The following is an 18,967-nucleotide window of genomic DNA, read 5'->3' on the forward strand; positions in this document are numbered from 1 at the left end:
ATGAGACTGGGAGCATCTTCACGTGGCATCACTTATCGAAAAAATCCTCCGCACGGGTGACAAGAAAACACTCCGGCAACTGCGGAATTATGCCGATTCCATCAATGCCCTCGAAGACTCGTTCAAGACCTTCACCGACGCCGAGCTTCGGGAGGAGACAGACCGCCTGCGGGAACGGCACCACGATGGCGAAAAGCTCGACGACCTGCTCCCCGAAGCCTTTGCTGCAGTGCGGGAAGCCTCATCACGGACGTTGGGCATGCGCCACTTCGACGTCCAGCTGATGGGCGGCGCCGCCCTGCACCTGGGCAATATCGCTGAGATGAAGACCGGTGAAGGCAAGACCCTGGTGGCGACCGCTCCCGCCTACCTGAACGCGCTCGCCGGCAAGGGCGTGCACGTGGTCACCGTGAATGACTACCTGGCCGAATACCAGTCCGAACTTATGGGCCGCGTGTACCGTTTCCTCGGTTTGACCAGCGGCGTCATCCTGGCAAACCAGGACCCCGCCGTGCGGCGCGAGCAGTACGCGGCGGACATCACCTATGGGACCAACAACGAGTTCGGTTTCGACTACCTCCGCGACAACATGGCCTGGGACCGCAGCGAACTGGTCCAGCGCGGCCACCACTTCGCCATCGTTGACGAGGTGGACTCCATCCTGATCGACGAGGCCCGTACACCACTGATCATCTCCGGTCCGGCGCAGGGGGACACCAACCGCTGGTACAGCGAGTTCGCCAAAGTGGTGCTCCGGTTGCAGCCGGAGAAGGACTACGAGGTCGACGAAAAGAAGCGTACCGTGGGCGTGCTGGAGAGCGGGATCGAGAAGGTCGAGGATTACCTCGGCATTTCGAACCTGTACGAGTCCGCCAATACGCCGCTGATCGGCTTCCTCAACAACGCCCTTAAGGCCAAGGAACTGTTCAAGCGGGACAAGGACTACGTCATCCTCGACGGTGAAGTCCTGATCGTTGACGAGCACACGGGGCGCATCCTGGCCGGCCTGCGGTACAACGAGGGAATGCACCAGGCGATCGAGGCCAAGGAAGGCGTCGAGATCAAGGCCGAGAACCAGACGCTCGCCACCGTGACCCTGCAGAACTACTTCCGCATGTACGGCAAGCTTTCTGGCATGACCGGTACCGCCGAAACCGAGGCAGCCGAGTTCATGAGCACCTACAAGCTGGGTGTGGTGGCCATCCCCACCAACCGCGACATGCAGCGCGTCGACCAACCGGACCTGGTCTTCAAGAACGAGGTGGTCAAGTTCGACGCCGTGGTGCGCGATATCGCCGAACGGCACGAAAAGGGACAGCCCGTCCTCGTGGGCACCACCAGCGTGGAAAAGAGCGAGTACCTCTCCAAGCTCCTGGCGAAGGAAGGCATCCGGCATGAGGTGCTGAACGCCAAGAACCATGCCAGGGAAGCGGCAATCGTCGCCCAGGCCGGACGCAAGGGCGCCGTCACGGTGGCTACGAACATGGCTGGCCGCGGTACCGACATCATGCTCGGCGGCAATGCAGAGTTCACGGCCGTCGCCGAGCTTGCCAAGCGCGGGCTGGATCCCGAGGAAGACTCGGAAGAGTACGAAGCAGCATGGCCGGCGGCGCTGGAAGCGGCCAAGCAGGCGGTGAAGGACGAGCACGAAGAAGTCCTGGACCTCGGAGGCCTGTATGTGCTCGGGACGGAACGCCACGAGTCGCGCCGTATCGACAACCAGCTCCGGGGCCGGTCCGGGCGCCAGGGCGACCCCGGCGAATCGCGCTTCTACCTGTCCCTGCGCGATGACCTCATGCGGCTGTTCAATTCGGGGGCGGCAGAGCGCCTGATGAACAGTTCCATTCCGGACGATGTCCCGCTGGAATCCAAGCTCGTCTCCCGGGCCATTGCCTCGGCGCAAGGACAGGTTGAAGGCCGCAACGCCGAGCAGCGCAAGAACGTGCTGAAATACGACGACGTCCTGAACCGCCAGCGCGAGGCGATTTACAGCGACCGCCGGCGGATCCTGGAAGGCGATGACCTGCATGAGAAGGTGCAGTTCTTCGTCGAGGACACCATCACTGCCCTGATTGATGCGGCAACCGCCGAAGGCAACGGGGACGACTGGGACTTCCACCAGCTGTGGACAAACCTCAAGACGCTCTACCCCGTGAGCGTTACGGCCGAAGAGATCATCGACGAAGCCGGCGGCAAGTCCCGGGTGACCGTGGAACTGCTCAAGGAGGAACTGCTCTCCGACGCCCGCCTCGTCTACCAGGCCCGCGAGGAAGCCATTGGTTCGGAAAGCATGCGGGAGCTCGAACGCCGGGTGGTCCTCTCCGTCATCGGACGGAAATGGCAGGAGCACCTGTATGAAATGGATTACCTCAAGGAGGGAATCGGCCTGCGCGCCATGGCGCAGCGCGATCCGCTGGTGGAGTACCAGCGCGAGGGCTTCGCCATGTTCCAAAGCATGATGGAAGCCATCCGCGAGGAAAGCGTCGGGTTCCTCTTCAACCTTGAAGTGGAAGTGACCCCCGCCCAGGACGTGATGGTGCCGGACGCCGCGGGCGGGCACACTGAGCACGTGGAACCGCAGGTACGGGCCGCAGGCCTCGAAGCACCGGACAAGCCGGCCCAGCTGCAGTACACGGCGCCAAGCGAAAGCGGTGAAACCCAGACCCGGGTTGAGACCCGCGCAAGTGGGCGGTCGGGGAATCCCGCCAAGGCGGCAGCCCAGGATGCGGCAAGACGCCCCGCAAAGAAGAAGAAGCGCTAGCCGGCACGCGGCACCGGTATCGGGTACAGGGCAGGGGCGGAGCGTCCCTGCCCTGTACGCGTTTTGCGTGGTGGCTACCCGATGACAAGTTCAACCACCCGCCAGATCTGCTTGCTCCGCTCAAGGCGGACGGCAACGGCGCGGGCGCGTGCGTCGTCCACCACCACCGCGCTGGCTTCATAAATGCCGTCAGCCACCTCGCACACCCTGACGGACCGGACAGCGGAGTTCCGGTGCAGACGGGCCAGCGCAGGATTTCCGGTCCGGTTGATTTCGCGCCGGATCAGGGCCGCACGGTGCTGCAACGCTGCCAGGCAACGCGGGTCAAGCCGCCGTGCGAGTTGATGGACCGGACGGATGCCCGCCAGGACCTCCATGGACGCCTGCACCGTGCCCCGGGTAATGGCGCGCACTTCCGCGGCTTCGCTGACCGGTCGAAGCGCTACAGGCACCGGCCGGGCGACACCAGGGGCAGCGCCGGCCTTGATTGGCGGGGGGACCGATGCCGTCACCTGGCCGTCTTCCCCCACTCCGGCATTTCTGTCCTGGCCGGGGCGGTTCTGGCCGGCCCCGTTCTGGCCAGAGCTGTCCTGGACGGCGCGGTTCTGGCCGACCCCGTTTTGGACGGCGCTGACGGGCCTCACTGCAGTCATTCGTTTTCCCCTTTTTGTTGGATGGGCCGGCGCAGGTGGTGCGGCTGCGGTTAGGCCGGCGCGGGCGCCAGAAGTATTTGGCCGGGAAGCAACACGTCCGGGTCGGAACCGATCAGCCCGCGGTTCGCTGCATACCAGCGGGGCCATTCGAGGGCTATCTGGACGTCGGACGCTTCCGTCCCCAAGTGGGCGGCGGCAATGTCCCATAAGGTGTCTCCGGCCAGCACCGTCACGGCAGTCCTCCGGGCGCCTGGTTCCACAGTTGTGGCTTGCCGGGTTTCCTGTGCCGCCAGCGGGCCCGGCTCCACAGGCAGGGAAGCCGGGCGCCAGCCGGGGGACAGCGCGTCCGCGGGCGGCTGCCCCTCAGCCTCCCCGGTACGCTCCAGGAACGCGCTCCCCAAGGCGGGACCCCGCTCCGGTCCGGAGGCGGGGCCGGTGGGGCGCCCACTGACTGGCTGGCTTGGGTGGGGTCCAGGATTCGAAGACGCGGACGAGGACTGCGCCGCTGTCGGAGACCACGCCGGCTCCGGGGTTGTGACAGCTGCTTGTGCCGCCACCCCTGAGGCCAGCTGCAGCGACAGCGCGGCAATGGCCAGCCGCTGCATGAAAGCTGGAGAGAGCCGCCGTGCCGTTGCCGCCGCCCTTCGTTGTCCGTGGCGCTCCAGCAGGACACTGGCGCCCGCGGATAACAGCGAGATGGTCCACCACAGCAGCAGAGCAGCGCCTGACGCTGCTGCGGCGATCCCCAGGAGGGCCTCGACGGTAGGGTCCTGCTGACGCGAGACGGATACCTCCCACCGTTCGAAGAGGCCGCGCCCCAGAAGGCAGAGCACAATCCCCAGGACCAGCAGGCCGAGCGCGGTACCGGTATCTGCCCGGCTGGGCCTGCGAATGTCCACGATGCTCTCCGTTCGTTTGATGCATTTTGATGCAGTTTGATACTGCTTGCATCAGTTTGAACGGATTGCCCGCTGTTTGTCCATACGTTGGAGGCAATTCGGTGGGCACGTTGACCGGCGGCCCGGTGCGCTTTACGCTGGCCGGATGCGCTGGGAAGCCCTGTTTGACGACATGGAAAGCCAGTTCGCGGAAGCGGACCGGCTGGCCTTGGATGCCGAGGTCAACGAGCGGACGCGTGCCGAGCTGGTCAACCAACAGCTGGAGGACCGGCTGCGCGCTGCCTTGGGCTACAGGATCGGAATACACCTCAGTTGCGGTGAGTCGGTGCACGGCGAAGTGATGCACGTCGGGGCCGACGCTCTGCTATTGAACGAGGAGCACCAACAGGTGCTGATCCCTTTCAACGCTGCAGCGCGTTATGTGGGCCTGGGCAGGCGCATCCACGCGGAAATGTCCCCTGTTCGCCGCTCGATAGGACTTGCGCATTCCTTGCGTTGCCTCGCACGGGACCGCGCAGAGCTGTCGGTGTCCATGGGCGGCGGAGCCGGAATCGTGACCCTCTACGGGGTGATCGACCGTGTGGGCAAGGACTACATCGACCTGGCAACACTAAACCCGGGCGAAGTACGCCGCAGCCGGAACGTCGGCCAGGTCTCGACCATACCGTTCATGGCCCTGGCCATGCTCCGGTCCTCCAAACCGGGCGGCTCCTAAGGGGCCACCGGTGCCGTCTGCTTGTCCGGGACCGTCATACCGACTTGGAGCGCGACTCCTGGATCATGCGCGAGGCTTCGGCGTAGCGTTCCTCGATGTACTGCTCCAGCATCTTCTCTTCAACCCGCCACTGGCCCCGGCCGCCGACCTGTATGGCCTTCAGCTCGCCGCTGCGGACCAGCGCGTATGCGGCAGGGGAGTTGATCTGGAGCTGCTCCGCGACGTCCGCGAGCGTAAGGAACCTGGGCATGAACCTATTTTGCCACTGGAAGGTGCAGTTTGCCGCTGTTATCCACAGTTTGGCGGCATTTAGGTAAATGACTTTTGTTCCCGCCGCCTTGCCGCAACAATGAGGTGTCCGGTCCAAGGTGACAGGCCCGGCGACCTGGGGGGAGAGACGGTATGGTTCCTGAATCAGCTGCCACCGCGGCGCGCCTGAAGCGCCCATCGTGGAAAGATCCACGGCTCATGGTGGGAATTTTGCTGGTCCTGGCCTCTGTGGCCGGCGTCGTCTTCCTGGTGGGCAGCGCCGACCGCACCACCGAGGTCTACGCGGCCCGGGACGGCATTGCAGTGGGGGAGGCTTTGACTCCCGAAAACGTGGTTCGCGTCAAGGTGCGGCTCGGCGATGCCGAGCAGCACTACATCACTGCCTCGGATGGGCTTCCCCAAGGAACGGTGGCCGTCCAGCGAATTGCCAAGGACCAGCTTGTTCCGCGTGCGAGCCTCGGCGAAGTGGACCAGCTGAACCGAAAGCCCGTTGCCATCCAGGTTGAGCAGAGCCTGCCCTCGCAGGCCGTGCCCGGTGCCCGGGTGGATGTATGGGTAGCGCAGCCGGATGCAAAGAACGGATTCAGCGAGCCGAAGCTCGTCCTTCCGGGCGCGGAGATCGCCGAGGTGACCACGGGGTCGACCGCGCTTGGGTCATCCAAAACCACGGTGCTGATGGTGCTGGTCGAAGACGGTCAGATGCCCGCGCTGCTGGGAGCGCAGGCCAACGAAGCGAAGATCTCCGTCGTGTGGAATCCTGGCGGGACCCGATGAGTATTCCTGTCGTCACGGTGGGCCAGAGCAGGGACGACCTGGTGGGCGGGCTGGAGCGCCTGCATGGCCCGGTGACAGTGGTGCGAAGGTGCGGGGAATTGCCTGAGTTGCTGGCCGCCTGCCAAAGCGGGCTGGCAAGGGCTGCTGTGGTCGCCGAGGGCTCTGAGGGCCTGACTGCCTCCCTGGTGGACCGGCTGGGGGCGGTCGGAGTGGCCATCATCGCCCTGACGGACAGCGGCGAGGAGGCCGCCAGGCTCCGAAAAATCGGGGTGGCATCGGCGCTTACGGGAGTGGAATCGGCGGAGCTGTCCGACCGGATTGCCGATGCCGTCGCCCAGCTGGCCGGCGCCGCACGTCCCGCGGACCTCAGCGCAACCGCGGATACAGCTGCAGCCCTGGGCGTCGAGCCTGCCGAACCGCCTGCGGAGGCGGAGGGGCCGGGCGCCGGAAGGATCATCGCCGTCTGGGGCCCCGCCGGATCACCGGGCAGGACCACCGTGGCGGCAAACATCGCCGGTGAGCTCGCCGCCGATGGGAAGGAAGTACTGCTGGTCGATGCCGATACCTACGGCCCCAGCGTGGCTGCCGTCCTGGGGCTGCTGGATGAATCGGCCGGGCTGGCGCAGGCCTGCCGGTTGGCCGACCAGGGCCAGCTCGATTCCGACGCTCTTCGCAGGATAGCCAGCACTGTCGCCACCGCTGCCGGGACGTTCAGGGTGCTCACCGGAATTACCAGGGCTGACCGCTGGACTGAGCTGCGGGCCCCTGCCCTGGCGCTGGTGCTCGAACGCGCGCGGCAGGTCGTCGACGCAGTAGTGGTGGACACGGGCTTCTGCCTCGAAGCCGATGAAGAACTCAGCTTCGACACCTCGGCCCCGCGGCGCAACGCGGCCACGCTGCGCCCTCTTGAGCTCGCTGACACGGTTTATGCCGTAGGGTCGGCCGATCCCGTGGGCGTACCGAGGCTCGTGCGTGCACTCGCCGAACTGGAGGTCGCGGTGCCCCAGGCCGCGCCGGTAATCGTGATGAACAAGGTCCGTGCGTCCGCCGTTGGCAGGGGACCGGAGCGCCAGCTGCGTGATGCCTGGGAAAGGTTCGGGCCTGCCGCGGAGCTCACGGCCTTTCTTCCCTACGATCATGCAGCCGCGGACGCCGCCCTCCTGGGCGGGGCCCTGTTGCTCGAGATCGTGCCCGAGACGTCGCTCCGCCACGCCATCCGCGATCTGGTTTGTGCACCCGTCCAGCAAAAACCAAGATCCTCTGTATTTTCTTCCACTCCACGCCGAAGGGCAAAGGACTAGGCTCGCCATAAGAGCTGCAATGGTGCGGCGAATATCTTTTGATGGAGGCGTTGTCGATGTCGTCTGGATCCAGTGTGGAGGATCAGCCCCTCTCCATTGAAGGCCTTGAGGGTTTCATGGGGGACTACTACCAGCACTTGGCCGAAGAGGACGCCCGGAGTTACCCCCGGGACGTGCTGGTGGCCCGTGCGGAGGAGCACCGGAAGGCAGCGTCGGTGCGTCAGCGCGGGCAGGCGAAGGTGTCGATCGTGGACGAAGAAGACAGCAGCGTCGTCTTCGTCGTCACCGATGACATGCCGTTCCTCGTTGATTCCGTTAACGCGGAGCTGGTCCGGCAGCATGCCGCCATCAAGCTGGTGGTCCACCCGCTTTTCGTAGCCACCAGGAACCGTGAAACGGGCGAACTGGTCAAGGTCAACAAGGTCCCGGCGCATCTGGGCATCTCCAGCGGGGACACCGCCGCCATGCCCAACCTTTCGCACCTCATCGCCGAGGGTGAGAACGCATCCCACATGGAGTCGTGGATCGCCGTCGAGATCCAGCGTGTTCCTGACGAGGCCAAGGCCTCCCTGCAGGCGGGGCTGGCGCGTGTCCTGAACGACGTCCGGGCCGCCGTCGAGGACTGGCCCAAAATGCGCCAGAAGGCGCTGCAGATCGCCGAAAGCCTGGACCAGGTGGCCCACCCGGGCCAGATCGCGGAACTGCGCCAGGCCAAGGACCTGCTGCGGTGGCTCGACGACGGGAACTTCACCTTCCTCGGCTACCGGGAGTACGACCTCGTCAATGTTGACGGCGAAGACGTCCTTGAACTGCGGGAAGACAGCGGACTGGGCCTGCTGCGGGCGGCCGCCGACTCCCCGCACATCCAGCACCTGACCGATACTGGCCGGAAGAAGGCCCGGGAAAAGCGGGCCCTCGTCATCACCAAGGCCAACTCGCGTTCCACGGTCCACCGCTCGGCCTACCTGGACTACATCGGAATCAAGAGCTTCGACGCGGCAGGCAACGTCAATGGCGAGCGCCGTTTCATCGGCCTCTTTGCCACCAGTGCCTACGCCGGATCGGTACGCGACATCCCCATTGTCCGGGACAAAGTTGAGGCCGTGCTGCAGAACGCGGGCTTCCCGCCGGACTCACACTCCGGGAAGGACCTGCTGGGAATCCTGGAAACCTACCCCCGCGACGAACTCTTCCAGATCGAAATCCCCGACCTCGCCGCCACCGCACTCGGGATCCAGAAACTCCAGGAGCGGCGCCGCACCCGGCTGTTCCTGCGGCCGGACATCTACGGCCGCTTCATGTCCGCCGTCGTCTACCTGCCCCGTGACCGTTACACCACCAACGTCCGGCTCCGCATCGAGCAGGAACTGCGGGAAACGTTCCAGGCAGTGTCCATCGACTACGAAGCCCGCATGACCGAGTCGGCGCTCGCCCGGCTGTTCTTCCGCATCCGGTTGCCCAAGGACGCCGACGTCAGCCATGTCAACAGCGAGGAGCTGGAGAAGCGGCTGGTCCGTGCCGCGCGTTCCTGGAGCGAGGGCATTGCCGAAGTCCTGCGGGAGGGGCGTGACCCCGCTGAAGCCAAGGAACTGGCCGCCATTTGGGCCGAGGCGTTCCCCGCCAGCTACCGGGTGGACTACGAGGTTGAAGACGCCCTCGAGGACATTGCACGCTTTGAGAAGTACGGTGCAGCCGCCGAGCGTACCGAGGGTGCCCCGCAGGACCGGCCCGGAGTCCACGTCTACCTGCCTGAGGGTGCGGGAGCCACGCTGGAGGAGGATGCGCGGGTCAAGCTTTACATGCTTGAGCCGAAGAGCCTGAGCCAGATCCTGCCGTACTTCCACAACCTTGGACTTGAGGTCCTGGATGAACGGCCGTTCGAAATCGAGACGGCGGACCGCCGCGATTTCTTCCTCTACGACCTCGGGCTAAAGTACCCGGCCCGGGTGGATCCGGTATCCACCGGCGGACTGCTGGCTGACTCCTTCGGCGCGGCCGTCACCGGGGCAGCCGAGTCGGACAGCTTTGACCGTCTGGTGCTGCGGGAAGGGCTGCACTGGCGGCAGGTCACCGTGCTCCGCGCCTACGCGCGCTACATGCGGCAGATGGGAAGCTCCAGCTCGTTTGGGTTCATGGCCGACACCTTGCTGGCGAACCCGGATGTGACCAGGGGGCTGACCGCTCTTTTTGCAGCCCGGTTCGATCCATCACTGAGCGATGCTGAGCGTGCTGAAGCGCAGGTATCCGTCCGCAGCGACCTGGCAGCATCGATCGAGAAGGTCGCCACGCTGGACGCCGACCGGGTGCTGCGCACCTTCGCCAACCTCATCGAGGCGACGCTGCGCACCAACTTCTACCAGGACAAACCGCACCTGAGCTTCAAGCTGGATCCGGCGCAGATCGAAGGCCTGCCGTTCCCGCGGCCGATGTTCGAGATCTGGGTCTACTCGCCCCGGGTGGAGGGCGTGCATCTGCGGTTCGGCAAGGTTGCGCGCGGTGGGCTTCGCTGGTCCGACCGGCGGGAGGATTTCCGGACCGAGATCCTGGGGCTGGTCAAGGCCCAGACGGTCAAGAATGCCGTCATCGTGCCCACGGGCGCCAAGGGCGGCTTCTTCGCGAAGCAACTTCCGGATCCCAGCGCCGACCGGGCTGCATGGATGGCGGAGGGTGTCGAAAGCTACAAGACCTTTATCCGCGGCCTCCTGGACCTCACTGACAACCTCCTGACTGAAGGCGACAGCGAGCGGCTCGTGCCGCCGTCGGACGTTGTACGGCACGACGACGACGATTCCTACCTGGTGGTCGCGGCGGACAAGGGGACGGCTACTTTCTCCGACATCGCCAATGGACTTTCGGCGGAGTACGGGTTCTGGCTGGGGGACGCCTTTGCGTCCGGCGGATCCGTGGGCTACGACCACAAGGCCATGGGCATCACCGCCCGCGGCGCCTGGGAATCCGTGAAGCGCCACTTCAGCGAGCTCGACCTCGACACCCAGACCGAGCCGTTCACCGTCGTCGGCGTCGGGGACATGTCCGGCGATGTCTTCGGCAACGGGATGCTCCTGTCCCGGCACATCCGCCTGCTGGCTGCGTTTGACCACCGGCACATCTTCCTCGACCCGAATCCCGACGAGGAAACTTCATTTGTCGAGCGGCAGCGGCTCTTCGAACTGCCCCGGTCATCCTGGGACGACTACGACAAATCGCTGATCAGCGAGGGCGGCGGGGTCTACCCCCGGCAGGCAAAGTCCATTTCGGTGTCCAGCCAGGTGCGGGCCGCACTGGGGCTGCCGGCCGACACCGCCGAACTCAGCCCGCCGGAACTGCTGCGCGCCATCCTGCTCGCTCCGGCGGACCTGCTCTACAACGGCGGGATCGGCACCTACGTCAAGGCCAGTTCGGAAACCAATGCCTCCGTGGGGGACAAGGCCAACGACGCCATCCGGGTGGATGGCCGGGACCTGCGTGTCAAGGTCGTGGGTGAAGGCGGAAACCTGGGCATGACCCAGCGCGGCCGTATCGAGGCGGCCCTGCAGGGGGTCATCCTCAATACCGATGCGATCGACAACTCCGCGGGCGTGGACTGCTCCGACCACGAGGTCAATATCAAGATTTTCGTGGACCGGATGGTTGCGGCCGGCAAGCTCCCGGCAGAGGAACGGGCTGCTTTCCTTGCCGCCATGACCGATGAAGTGGGCCGGCTGGTTCTCGAAGACAACATCGACCAGAACATCCTGCTCCTGAACGACCGGACACGGGTGGCCGAATGGAGCCCGAGCTACGAGCGGCTCATGGACTGGCTGGAAAAGTCCGCCGACCTGAAGCGGGATCTCGAGGCGCTGCCCAGCACCGAGACCCTGCGGGAACGGCTCCAGCAGGGACAGGGCCTCACGTCGCCGGAGCTCTCGGTGCTGGCCGCCTATGCCAAGATCGAACTGGCCACGGCCCTGCGGGAAAGCGACCTTGCCGACGATCCGTGGTTCCGCAGCACCCTGCGGTCCTACTTCCCGCGCCAGCTGCGCGAACGCTTCGACGCAGAGCTGGACACCCACCCCCTGCGGCGCGAGATCATCGCCACCGTGGTGGCGAACGACATGATCAATCTCGGGGGCATCACTTTCGCCTTCCGGGTCATGGAGGAGACCTCGGCCAGCGAGGTGGCTGTGGCGAAGGCATTTGTGGCGCTGCGCGAGGTGTACGAGCTGGATGCGATGGTGGCCGAGCTGAACAGCCTCCCGGCGTCCTTCCCCACGGAATACTGGAGCACTGTGCACCTGGATATCCGGCGGTTGCTGGACCGGGCCGTGCGCTGGCTACTGAGCCAGGAAAGTGTTTCACGCCCCATCGCGGACGTGGTGGCTGAGTTCAAACCACTCATGGACCCGATGCGGGCGCGGCTGCTGGACTACCTGCGCGGCGATGACCGTAAGCGGGTGGCCGAGTGGCTGGACAAGGGCCGCGAGTGGGAGCTTCCCGAAGGCCTGGCACTCCGCTGGGCGGAGCTGTTCGAAAGCTTCGTGCTGCTGGACATCGCGAAGATCGCCCGGACGCGGAAGGAACCCGTGGAGCAGATCGCGGCGGTGTACTACACGGTCTTCAACCGTTTCCATGCGGACTCGCTGCTGGAGCGGATCAGCAGCCTGCCGCGGCAGGACCGGTGGCAGGCGCTCGCCCGCGCAGCTTTGCGCGACGACCTTTACTCGACCGTGTCGGATATGACGACGGCGGTGCTGGACGCAACGTCCGCTTCCGACTCACCGGAGTCCCGGCTCAAGGAGTGGGAGGCACAGAATGCGGAGCAGCTGGGCAGGGCAAAGAGCATGTTCGACGAGGTGAACGCGCTCGAGGCCGACGACATGGCCTCACTGTCGGTAGCATTGAGGCTCTTGAGGTCAATCGTCCGACGCTAGCAACGCGGCGTCGCAACTGGAGGTGCAGTGGCAATCTTTACGGACCCCATCAGGGAGCATGCTGATTTCGGGCCTGGCGATGCCGAATGGCTGCACCTCCTGGTGGGGGACTGGCAGATGGTTGCGGACCTCGCGTTCGCCGACCTGGCGCTGTGGTTCCCCCACCCGGAGCTTGGGTACATTGCGCTGGCCCACGTCCGCCCTTCCACCACGCACACCGCCTTCCACAGCGACTTTGTGGGGGAGGGGATCCGCTCGGACCTGCAGCCGCTCGTGGACAAGGCCTGGAACAGCAGGTCCATCGAGCGCTCCAGTGAAACAAACTGGAACAGCGAGATGGCTCTGAGGGTCGAGGCCGTGCCCATGGTACGGAACGGGCGGACCCTTGCGGTGGTCACCACGCACATGGACTTGTCCAGTTCCCGGATGCCGTCCCGGCTGGAGCTGACCTACCGCCAGTGCGCCTATGACCTTCTGCGGATGGGCACGCTGGGGCTGTGGCCGGACTTCGCTTCCCCGACAGGGTCGCGCCGCGGTGCTCCCCGTGTGGGGGACGGGCTGATCAGGCTGGATGCCGATGGCGTGGTGCAGTATGCCAGCCCCAACGGTGTTTCGGCATTCCGCCGCCTTGGGGACGGCGAATCCCTGGAGGGGCGTTCGCTCGCCGAAGTCACCGCCGGCCTGCTCAAGGACCGACGGATGGTCGACGAGACCCTGCCGCTCGTGGTGACCGGCCGGATGCCGTGGCGCAGCGAGATCGAATCCCGCGGCGTCAGCCTCTCCCTCCGTGCCATTCCCCTGCGGGACGAGCAGCAGCGCTTTGGTGCCCTGGTCCTGTGCCGGGACGTTTCTGAGCTTCGGCGGCGCGAGATGGAGCTGGTGACCAAGGACGCCACCATCCGTGAGATCCACCACCGCGTCAAGAACAACCTCCAGACTGTTGCTGCGCTGCTGCGGATGCAGTCCCGGCGGATGGTGAGCGACGAGGCAAAGCAGGGACTGGAGCAGGCGATGCGGCGCGTGGCCACCATTGCCCTGGTCCACGAAACACTCTCGCAGGGCCTGACCCAGAGCGTTGACTTCGACGAACTGATCGGGCGCCAGTTCCGCCTGTCCGCTGAGGTTGCCTCGCCGTCGCAGCAGGTCAGGACGGAGCGTTCCGGCACGTTTGGTGAGTTGCCCAGCGATCTTGCCACCCCGCTGGCGCTTGTGATCAACGAACTCGTGACCAATGCCGTCGAGCACGGCCTTGAGGGAAGGGCCGGCACGGTGTGGCTTATGGCTGACCGCTCCGAAGGCGAAGACGGCGAAGAGTTGATGGTGACGATTGCCGACGACGGTGTGGGACTTCCCGAGACCCCGCACGTTGAGGGGCTGGGCCTGCAGATTGTCCGCACCCTGGTCACGAGCGAACTGGGCGGAACTATCCAGTGGAAGCCGCGGGAGGGCGGCGGAACAGCGGTTCAGATCCGGCTCAGCCTGGCAGGCAAGTAAGCCTGGTGCGGGCGGCGGAACCCACTGGGCCTTCCCGGCCAAACTGACAGAGGCCCCGGCGACGATCCTTGCGGACAGTCGCCGGGGCCTCTGTGCACACCACTTGGTGCGAGTGCCTGCTGGGGAAGCGCGGACTCTAGGAAGCGCGGCGGGCGCGGGCGGCACGGCGTTTCAGTGCGCGCCGCTCGTCTTCGCTCATGCCGCCCCAGACGCCGGCATCCTGGCCGGATTCGAGAGCCCACTGCAGGCACGTGTCCACCACGGGGCACCGGCGGCAGACGCTTTTTGCTTCCTCGATCTGGAGGAGGGCGGGGCCTGTGTTTCCCACGGGGAAGAACAGTTCCGGGTCCTTGTCGAGGCACGCTGCGCGGTTACGCCAATCCATGCTGATCAGTTGCTCCATTTCTGGGAAGAGCCTTTGTGAAATTATTCACTAGTGGCTACAAAGGAAAAGGGCCCTTCGGGGCCCCCTTGGTCATCTGAATAAAGCCTGTCATGTTAACGCTGTGTAAACAAGGGGTAATAGCGCTTGATATCCCGTGAATCCTGAGCGATGCATCACACTGGCGGCGCGGGCCCTCACCAGTGTCCGACTATCTCCGGTAGGGTGCCAGTGTGTCAAGACCCCCGGTAAACCCTGCAGGCCCATCTTCCCCGGACGACCCGCGGCAGGCCCCTGAGGCCGCTGATGCCCGGGGCGCCGTGCCTCCCGCGGCCGTTGTGGTGGCGCTCGTTGCAGGGGCCGAGGCGACCGCACTCCTGGCCGCCGCGGCCTGGTACGCCTTTCAACTGTTCAGCGGAAGCCCGGTGCTCTCCTTCTGGGGCGCGGTTTTCACCTTGGGACTCCTGCTGGCATTCTCTGCATGGTTGTACGCGGTCGCCGTCTTCCTTTACAGGGGTTACCGCTGGACAAGGGCCGCGGCGCTCGTTGCACAGTTGTTCGTGTTGACCATCGGGGTTCCGGCACTGACCAGCGGGCTGGTTTTCACAGGACTGGCGATGGTGGTGCCCGCGGTCATTGCCATCGTTCTCCTGTTTTCCAGCAAGGTGATCAGCTATGCCTCCCGCACCGGGAGTACGCCCACGCTCTAAGCCCTCGACCGGCCGGCCGGGGACGGCGAGGCGCCCGCCCTTAGTCCTCACCGGCCCAGGCCACCTGGACGGGGGAGGACCGGCCGGCCGAGATGAGGACGCCCCTTCCCGGGGGCGGGTTCGGCTCGACCTCGAAGCGGACCCCGAAAAGGTCACCGTCGCCCAGGGAACGCGGGGCCAGCAGGATTGCCGTGCCCGCTTCCCGGGCGCTCATGAGCAGTGGGATCCGGTGGGCGAGCATGGGGCTGTACCCGGCAGTGACTACGAGCGCATGGCCGAGGGCATGCAGTTGTCCCAAATGTCCCAGGGCGCCGGGCATGAGCAGGTCGACATCGTCAGCGAGCATCACGGTCCTCCTCGGCAGGAGTCCGGCCTCTGCCTTTGACAGCAGGCGGTTCCACCCTTCCTCACCTGTTTCTTCGGACCCAGGGCATGCCCAGGCGGTGTCGGGGTTCAACGCCTGCAGCGCCCGCAGGACATTGCTCTTGCCGCTCCCGGGTCCGCCGAGCACGGCCACGACGCCGCTGTCCGGCATCCGGAAGGAGGCAGCGCCCACTTCATTGCCCGCCACTCCCACGAGCAGGTTCCGCCGCTGCCCGGTCTGTGGTCCTGCTCCAGCAAGCAGTGGATCCTGCGAAGACAGCGCGAGCGATGCCACCAGACCGGTTGCTATCCTGTCCGGCAGTGGTTCCACCCTGAACGGACGCGACGCTGCCGGCATATCCTCTGCAGCGCCACTGCCTGCCGTCCGGGCGATGGCGCCGGCGGCTGACGGGCGATAGAACTGGCACACGGCCGGTCCGCCCCCTGCGACAGGGCCATATGCAACCGCTCTTCCCCGCACCGCACGGGTTGCGGGCATCCGGGGCCACGCCGCCCTGGAGTCCTCGTTGGAACCGGCAGGAAAGTAGAACCGCGTGGGGAGGGCTCCGAAGAACCTCGAGGTAACAAGTTCCCGCTCTCCGGACATCAGGACCGTGATTCCCGCACGGGTTCCATCACGCACAAGATCATGGACGAGGTCTTCTGCCCAGGCCAGTTGCCCGGACCGGAATGCCGAAACCCACGATCCCCATCCGGAGACGACCACGACGAGGGGGATGTCGCTTCCGAAGGGATGGCTGAGGCGCTGTCCCATTTCCTCGGTAAGTCGCTCCAGGACACGGACCGCCCGGCGCAGATCATGCGGCCCGGCATGGGCGCCCGTCCGTTTCGCAGCGGCGAGCGGCAGGAAGGCACCGGCCGAGTCCAGGAAGTAGAAATGTGCTTCCGTGTCTGTCGCCATCAGCCTTCTGACAAGTTGCTCCAGGCTTTCACCGGCGCCGGAAGCGGAAGTGCCGATGAATGCGGTGTGGCCGTCCCTGGCGGGGATCCAGACCAGTGGCTCGACTACCTGCTTCTGTGGCAGGTCCTTCCAGCCCAGCCGGACGGACCAGCCGTCCTCCGCAGGCGCAGCACCGGCATCTGCCTGTCCGACGGCGTGCTCGTCCAACTCGTCCAACTCATCCGGCAATGGAGTGGCGACCGGCCGCCGTGGCGGCCGCTCCCTGCGTTCGGCGCACAGCTCCTTCACGATGGCCGCCAGGGGAGCCACTGCCTGGGCGGGTGTCTGCTGAACAGCATTCTCCTTGTCCGCGAAGGATCCGCTGGAGGTGAGGTGAGCCGTCGTAGGCTGCACTGTGACTGCGGTTCTGCGGCGGGATCCGGGCGCCGGGGCCAGGGATGCGGCCTGGAATTCCTGTGCTGGTTCCATGCCCCGCGCAATGAATGCCCGGCCGGGGGCATCGACACTGATGGAAGCGGCGGCCTTGGAACTGACGATGTCTACCGACTCCATCTCGGATTGCACACGAAGGGCGATGCTGGACGTGACGTTTGCCCTGATGTCTGCAGTCAAGGCCCCCTGCGGCCGCTGGGTCGCCATGACCAGGTGGATGCCCAGCGAACGTCCTGTCGAAGCAATCCGCAGCAACTCCCGCAGCACCTCCGGTGCGTCATCGACAAGCATGCGGAACTCATCAATGATGATCACGAGGTGGGGGAGGGTGAAGTCCCTGGCGGCGGGCACCGATCTGTACGTGGCGATATCCGGCACATGCGCCGCCGCAAGGCATTCTTCACGCAGCCGCACTTCGGCCCGGAGCGACGTCAGGGTTCGCTCCAGATCATGTGCGGAAAGGTCGGTCTGCAGGCCGACGCAATGGACCAGTTCGCTGAGCGGGGCCAGGCCCGATCCGCCCTTGAAGTCGATGAAGAACAGATTGACCCGCTCCGGCGGGTAGCTCAGGGCGAGGCCCAGTGCGAAGCTGCGGAGCAGTTCTGATTTGCCGGAACCGGTGGTGCCGGCCACCAGCAGGTGCGGGCCGTCGGCCTGGAGGTCGAAGGTCCGCAGGCCGAACGCACCGATTCCGATCGGGACCGTCAGTCCCGCGTCCTGCGGGCTGGAGTCCCAGCGGCTTCTGACGTCCGCCGCGGAGAGCGGCAGGATTTCCTCCAGGCCGCACGATGCGGGCACGCGGTGATCCCGACGGTCCCGCGGCCTTGATGCCACGGCCATGCGCCGGCAGAACTCCGTGAACACGTCCCCCGGCGCCAGATCGGGGACAAACGATCTTTCCCCGTTGGCCTCGCGCAGGACGCACCGGCGTTCGGACATCAGCACATCGGACTGCATCGGGGCCGCATCCCCCGACACCATCTGAATAACCTGGCATCCGCGCTGTATGGCTGCGTCACGAATGGCGTCATGGGACCCCAGCGGGGCGGCCGTCCCTCGAATGATCACGACCTGCCGCCCATCACCGGAGGCGGTTCCTTCCTTTACTGCTTCAAGACCGGCACGCGTCGTAGCCGTAAGTGTCACGCCGCGAAGGTATCTGGCGGCCAGGGGGAGATCTTCCGGCGACCCATGGATGATGACACGCGTGGTCCTGCCCAAAGGGTAGCCGGCCAGTTGCATGACCATGGACCTCATTAACCCGTCGACGGCAGGGGGTGGGCCGGCCATCCTGGTCAGCGGCCTGCCCGGATCCAGCATGACGGGGAGGGTGCCGGCCGCGGGGACTGCCAGGGGCCCGCCGGACGGCTCGATTCGCACATTGGCTGACTGTTCGGCCTGGCCCAGCCGCAACCAGACGGCTTCCGAACCGGTACTGGCAAGGGAGGGCTCAGGCCCTGGTCTGGCAGCGAGCGCAACGATCGGCAGGGAAGGTGCGCTCCGCCGTCGTCGCTTCCGGTCCTCCTCAACGGCGGCCTGGAGAACGGACGACAATTCCCGACGCTGCCGCCTGGCGGTGCTGAGGGGGATAAGGACGGAGACCGCGGACGCCGCGGAGAAGGCAAGGAACATCCACATACCCGTAAGGACCGCCAGGCCCACGCCGATCACCAAGGGAAGGAGCGCCCCTAAAACAAGGAGCGTCCGGTTGCCGGCGTCGGCCCGGGCAGGGACAGTGATGGGTTCCGCAACAGATTTCCCGGCCTCCGACAGCGCCCGTTCAGGCACGTCCATGAAAAGCAGCGCCATGTGCGAGTTCCCGCAGCGGATGGTGGAGCCGGTCGAGATGGCGGTACTCCGGACTCTTTCCCCGTCAACGTAGGTACCGTTCGCGCTGTCGAGATCGAGAAGGATGATCTCCGAGTCAGTGACGACGATCTCGGCATGCTCGCGGGACAGTTCGGGGTCCGGAATGACAATCCGCGTTCCGTTTCGGCCCACCTTGTAGCTGCCCCGCCGCAAGGGCACCACAGTTCCCGCCGCCGCTCCGCTGTGGATCACGAGGGCGAGCGGAGCCCCGGCATCACGCGGCGTCCGCTCGCGCAACCGCCGGGCCGCACGCCCGGCCCCGCCGTCGACCAGAACAGCCGCGTTGACGAGCGGCGCTGTCCCGACGACCAGTGAACGCAGGTCCTCGCCGTCCACGGTGACCGTGCCTGAACCGAACTTCCGCACCAGCTGGTCGTGAAGGACGGCGCCCCGGGTGCCGTCAGGGATATCAATGGACAATTCCAGCGGCACCTGGCACCGGGGTGACCCCGGGCCGGCCACCAGTGTGCAGTGGAGTGTCATGGGTTCGAATCCTTCGTGCGTTTGCACCA

The 18,967-nt window shown here is 65.7% G+C and carries 12 protein-coding genes; 7 read left to right on the forward strand and 5 right to left on the reverse strand.

What is annotated here, in order from left to right; all coding sequences use genetic code 11:
* Window positions 1-22 precede the first annotated feature (22 nt).
* Window positions 23-2,761, forward strand: a complete 2,739-nt coding sequence (gene secA / locus AC2JAJ_RS14965; RefSeq protein WP_501053178.1) for a preprotein translocase subunit SecA — start codon at window positions 23-25, stop codon at window positions 2,759-2,761.
* A gap of 74 nt (window positions 2,762-2,835) precedes the next feature.
* On the opposite strand, the gene AC2JAJ_RS14970 is transcribed toward secA, so the two are convergent.
* Entirely contained in the window at window positions 2,836-3,414 is a 579-nt protein-coding gene (locus tag AC2JAJ_RS14970; RefSeq protein ID WP_486415314.1) for an Rv3235 family protein, read from the reverse strand.
* Window positions 3,415-3,464: 50 nt separating this feature from the next.
* Window positions 3,465-4,313 carry a LysM peptidoglycan-binding domain-containing protein gene (locus AC2JAJ_RS14975; RefSeq protein WP_486415313.1) on the reverse strand — a complete coding sequence of 283 codons (849 nt, stop codon included), beginning with the start codon at window positions 4,311-4,313 and terminating at the stop codon, window positions 3,465-3,467.
* 145 nt (window positions 4,314-4,458) lie between these two features.
* On the opposite strand from AC2JAJ_RS14975, the gene AC2JAJ_RS14980 reads away from it, so the two are divergent.
* Window positions 4,459-5,028: a M14 family metallopeptidase gene (locus AC2JAJ_RS14980; RefSeq protein WP_486415312.1), complete on the forward strand. Its 570-nt coding sequence runs from the start codon at window positions 4,459-4,461 to the stop codon at window positions 5,026-5,028.
* Window positions 5,029-5,062: 34 nt separating this feature from the next.
* Here AC2JAJ_RS14980 and AC2JAJ_RS14985 read toward each other — a convergent pair whose 3' ends face one another.
* On the reverse strand, window positions 5,063-5,278 hold the full coding sequence (locus AC2JAJ_RS14985) for a helix-turn-helix domain-containing protein (protein WP_018768505.1): 216 nt from the start codon (window positions 5,276-5,278) through the stop codon (window positions 5,063-5,065).
* Window positions 5,279-5,430: 152 nt separating this feature from the next.
* Here AC2JAJ_RS14985 and AC2JAJ_RS14990 point away from each other — a divergent pair, with 152 nt between their 5' ends.
* The 4 genes from AC2JAJ_RS14990 to AC2JAJ_RS15005 are packed head-to-tail and all read left to right on the forward strand — an operon-like array spanning window position 5,431 to window position 13,777.
* Window positions 5,431-6,072: a hypothetical protein gene (locus AC2JAJ_RS14990; protein ID WP_486415311.1), complete on the forward strand. Its 642-nt coding sequence runs from the start codon at window positions 5,431-5,433 to the stop codon at window positions 6,070-6,072.
* Window positions 6,069-7,373: a CpaE/TadZ family protein gene (locus AC2JAJ_RS14995; RefSeq protein ID WP_486415310.1), complete on the forward strand. Its 1,305-nt coding sequence runs from the start codon at window positions 6,069-6,071 to the stop codon at window positions 7,371-7,373. Before AC2JAJ_RS14990 ends, AC2JAJ_RS14995 begins: the two co-directional genes overlap by 4 nt.
* Before the next feature lie 56 nt (window positions 7,374-7,429).
* Complete coding sequence (locus AC2JAJ_RS15000; RefSeq protein WP_486415309.1) at window positions 7,430-12,283, forward strand: NAD-glutamate dehydrogenase; 4,854 nt, start codon at window positions 7,430-7,432, stop codon at window positions 12,281-12,283.
* Window positions 12,284-12,310: 27 nt separating this feature from the next.
* Window positions 12,311-13,777 (forward strand): sensor histidine kinase, encoded by a 1,467-nt coding sequence (locus AC2JAJ_RS15005; RefSeq protein WP_221386683.1) that lies wholly within the window; start codon window positions 12,311-12,313, stop codon window positions 13,775-13,777.
* A gap of 136 nt (window positions 13,778-13,913) precedes the next feature.
* Here AC2JAJ_RS15005 and AC2JAJ_RS15010 read toward each other — a convergent pair whose 3' ends face one another.
* A complete protein-coding gene (locus AC2JAJ_RS15010; protein ID WP_003804966.1) occupies window positions 13,914-14,162 on the reverse strand; it encodes a WhiB family transcriptional regulator in 249 nt (82 codons plus the stop codon).
* Between the two features lie 317 nt (window positions 14,163-14,479).
* Between AC2JAJ_RS15010 and AC2JAJ_RS15015 the strand changes: the two genes are divergently transcribed.
* Window positions 14,480-14,869: a hypothetical protein gene (locus AC2JAJ_RS15015; protein WP_486416797.1), complete on the forward strand. Its 390-nt coding sequence runs from the start codon at window positions 14,480-14,482 to the stop codon at window positions 14,867-14,869.
* A 40-nt stretch (window positions 14,870-14,909) separates the two neighbouring features.
* Here AC2JAJ_RS15015 and AC2JAJ_RS15020 read toward each other — a convergent pair whose 3' ends face one another.
* The gene (locus AC2JAJ_RS15020) at window positions 14,910-18,938 is read right to left on the reverse strand and encodes an FtsK/SpoIIIE domain-containing protein (protein WP_486415308.1); all 4,029 of its coding nucleotides are present in this window, start codon (window positions 18,936-18,938) and stop codon (window positions 14,910-14,912) included.
* Window positions 18,939-18,967: the final 29 nt, after the last annotated feature.

It is taken from the genome of Arthrobacter sp. MOO21, from assembly GCF_057369995.2.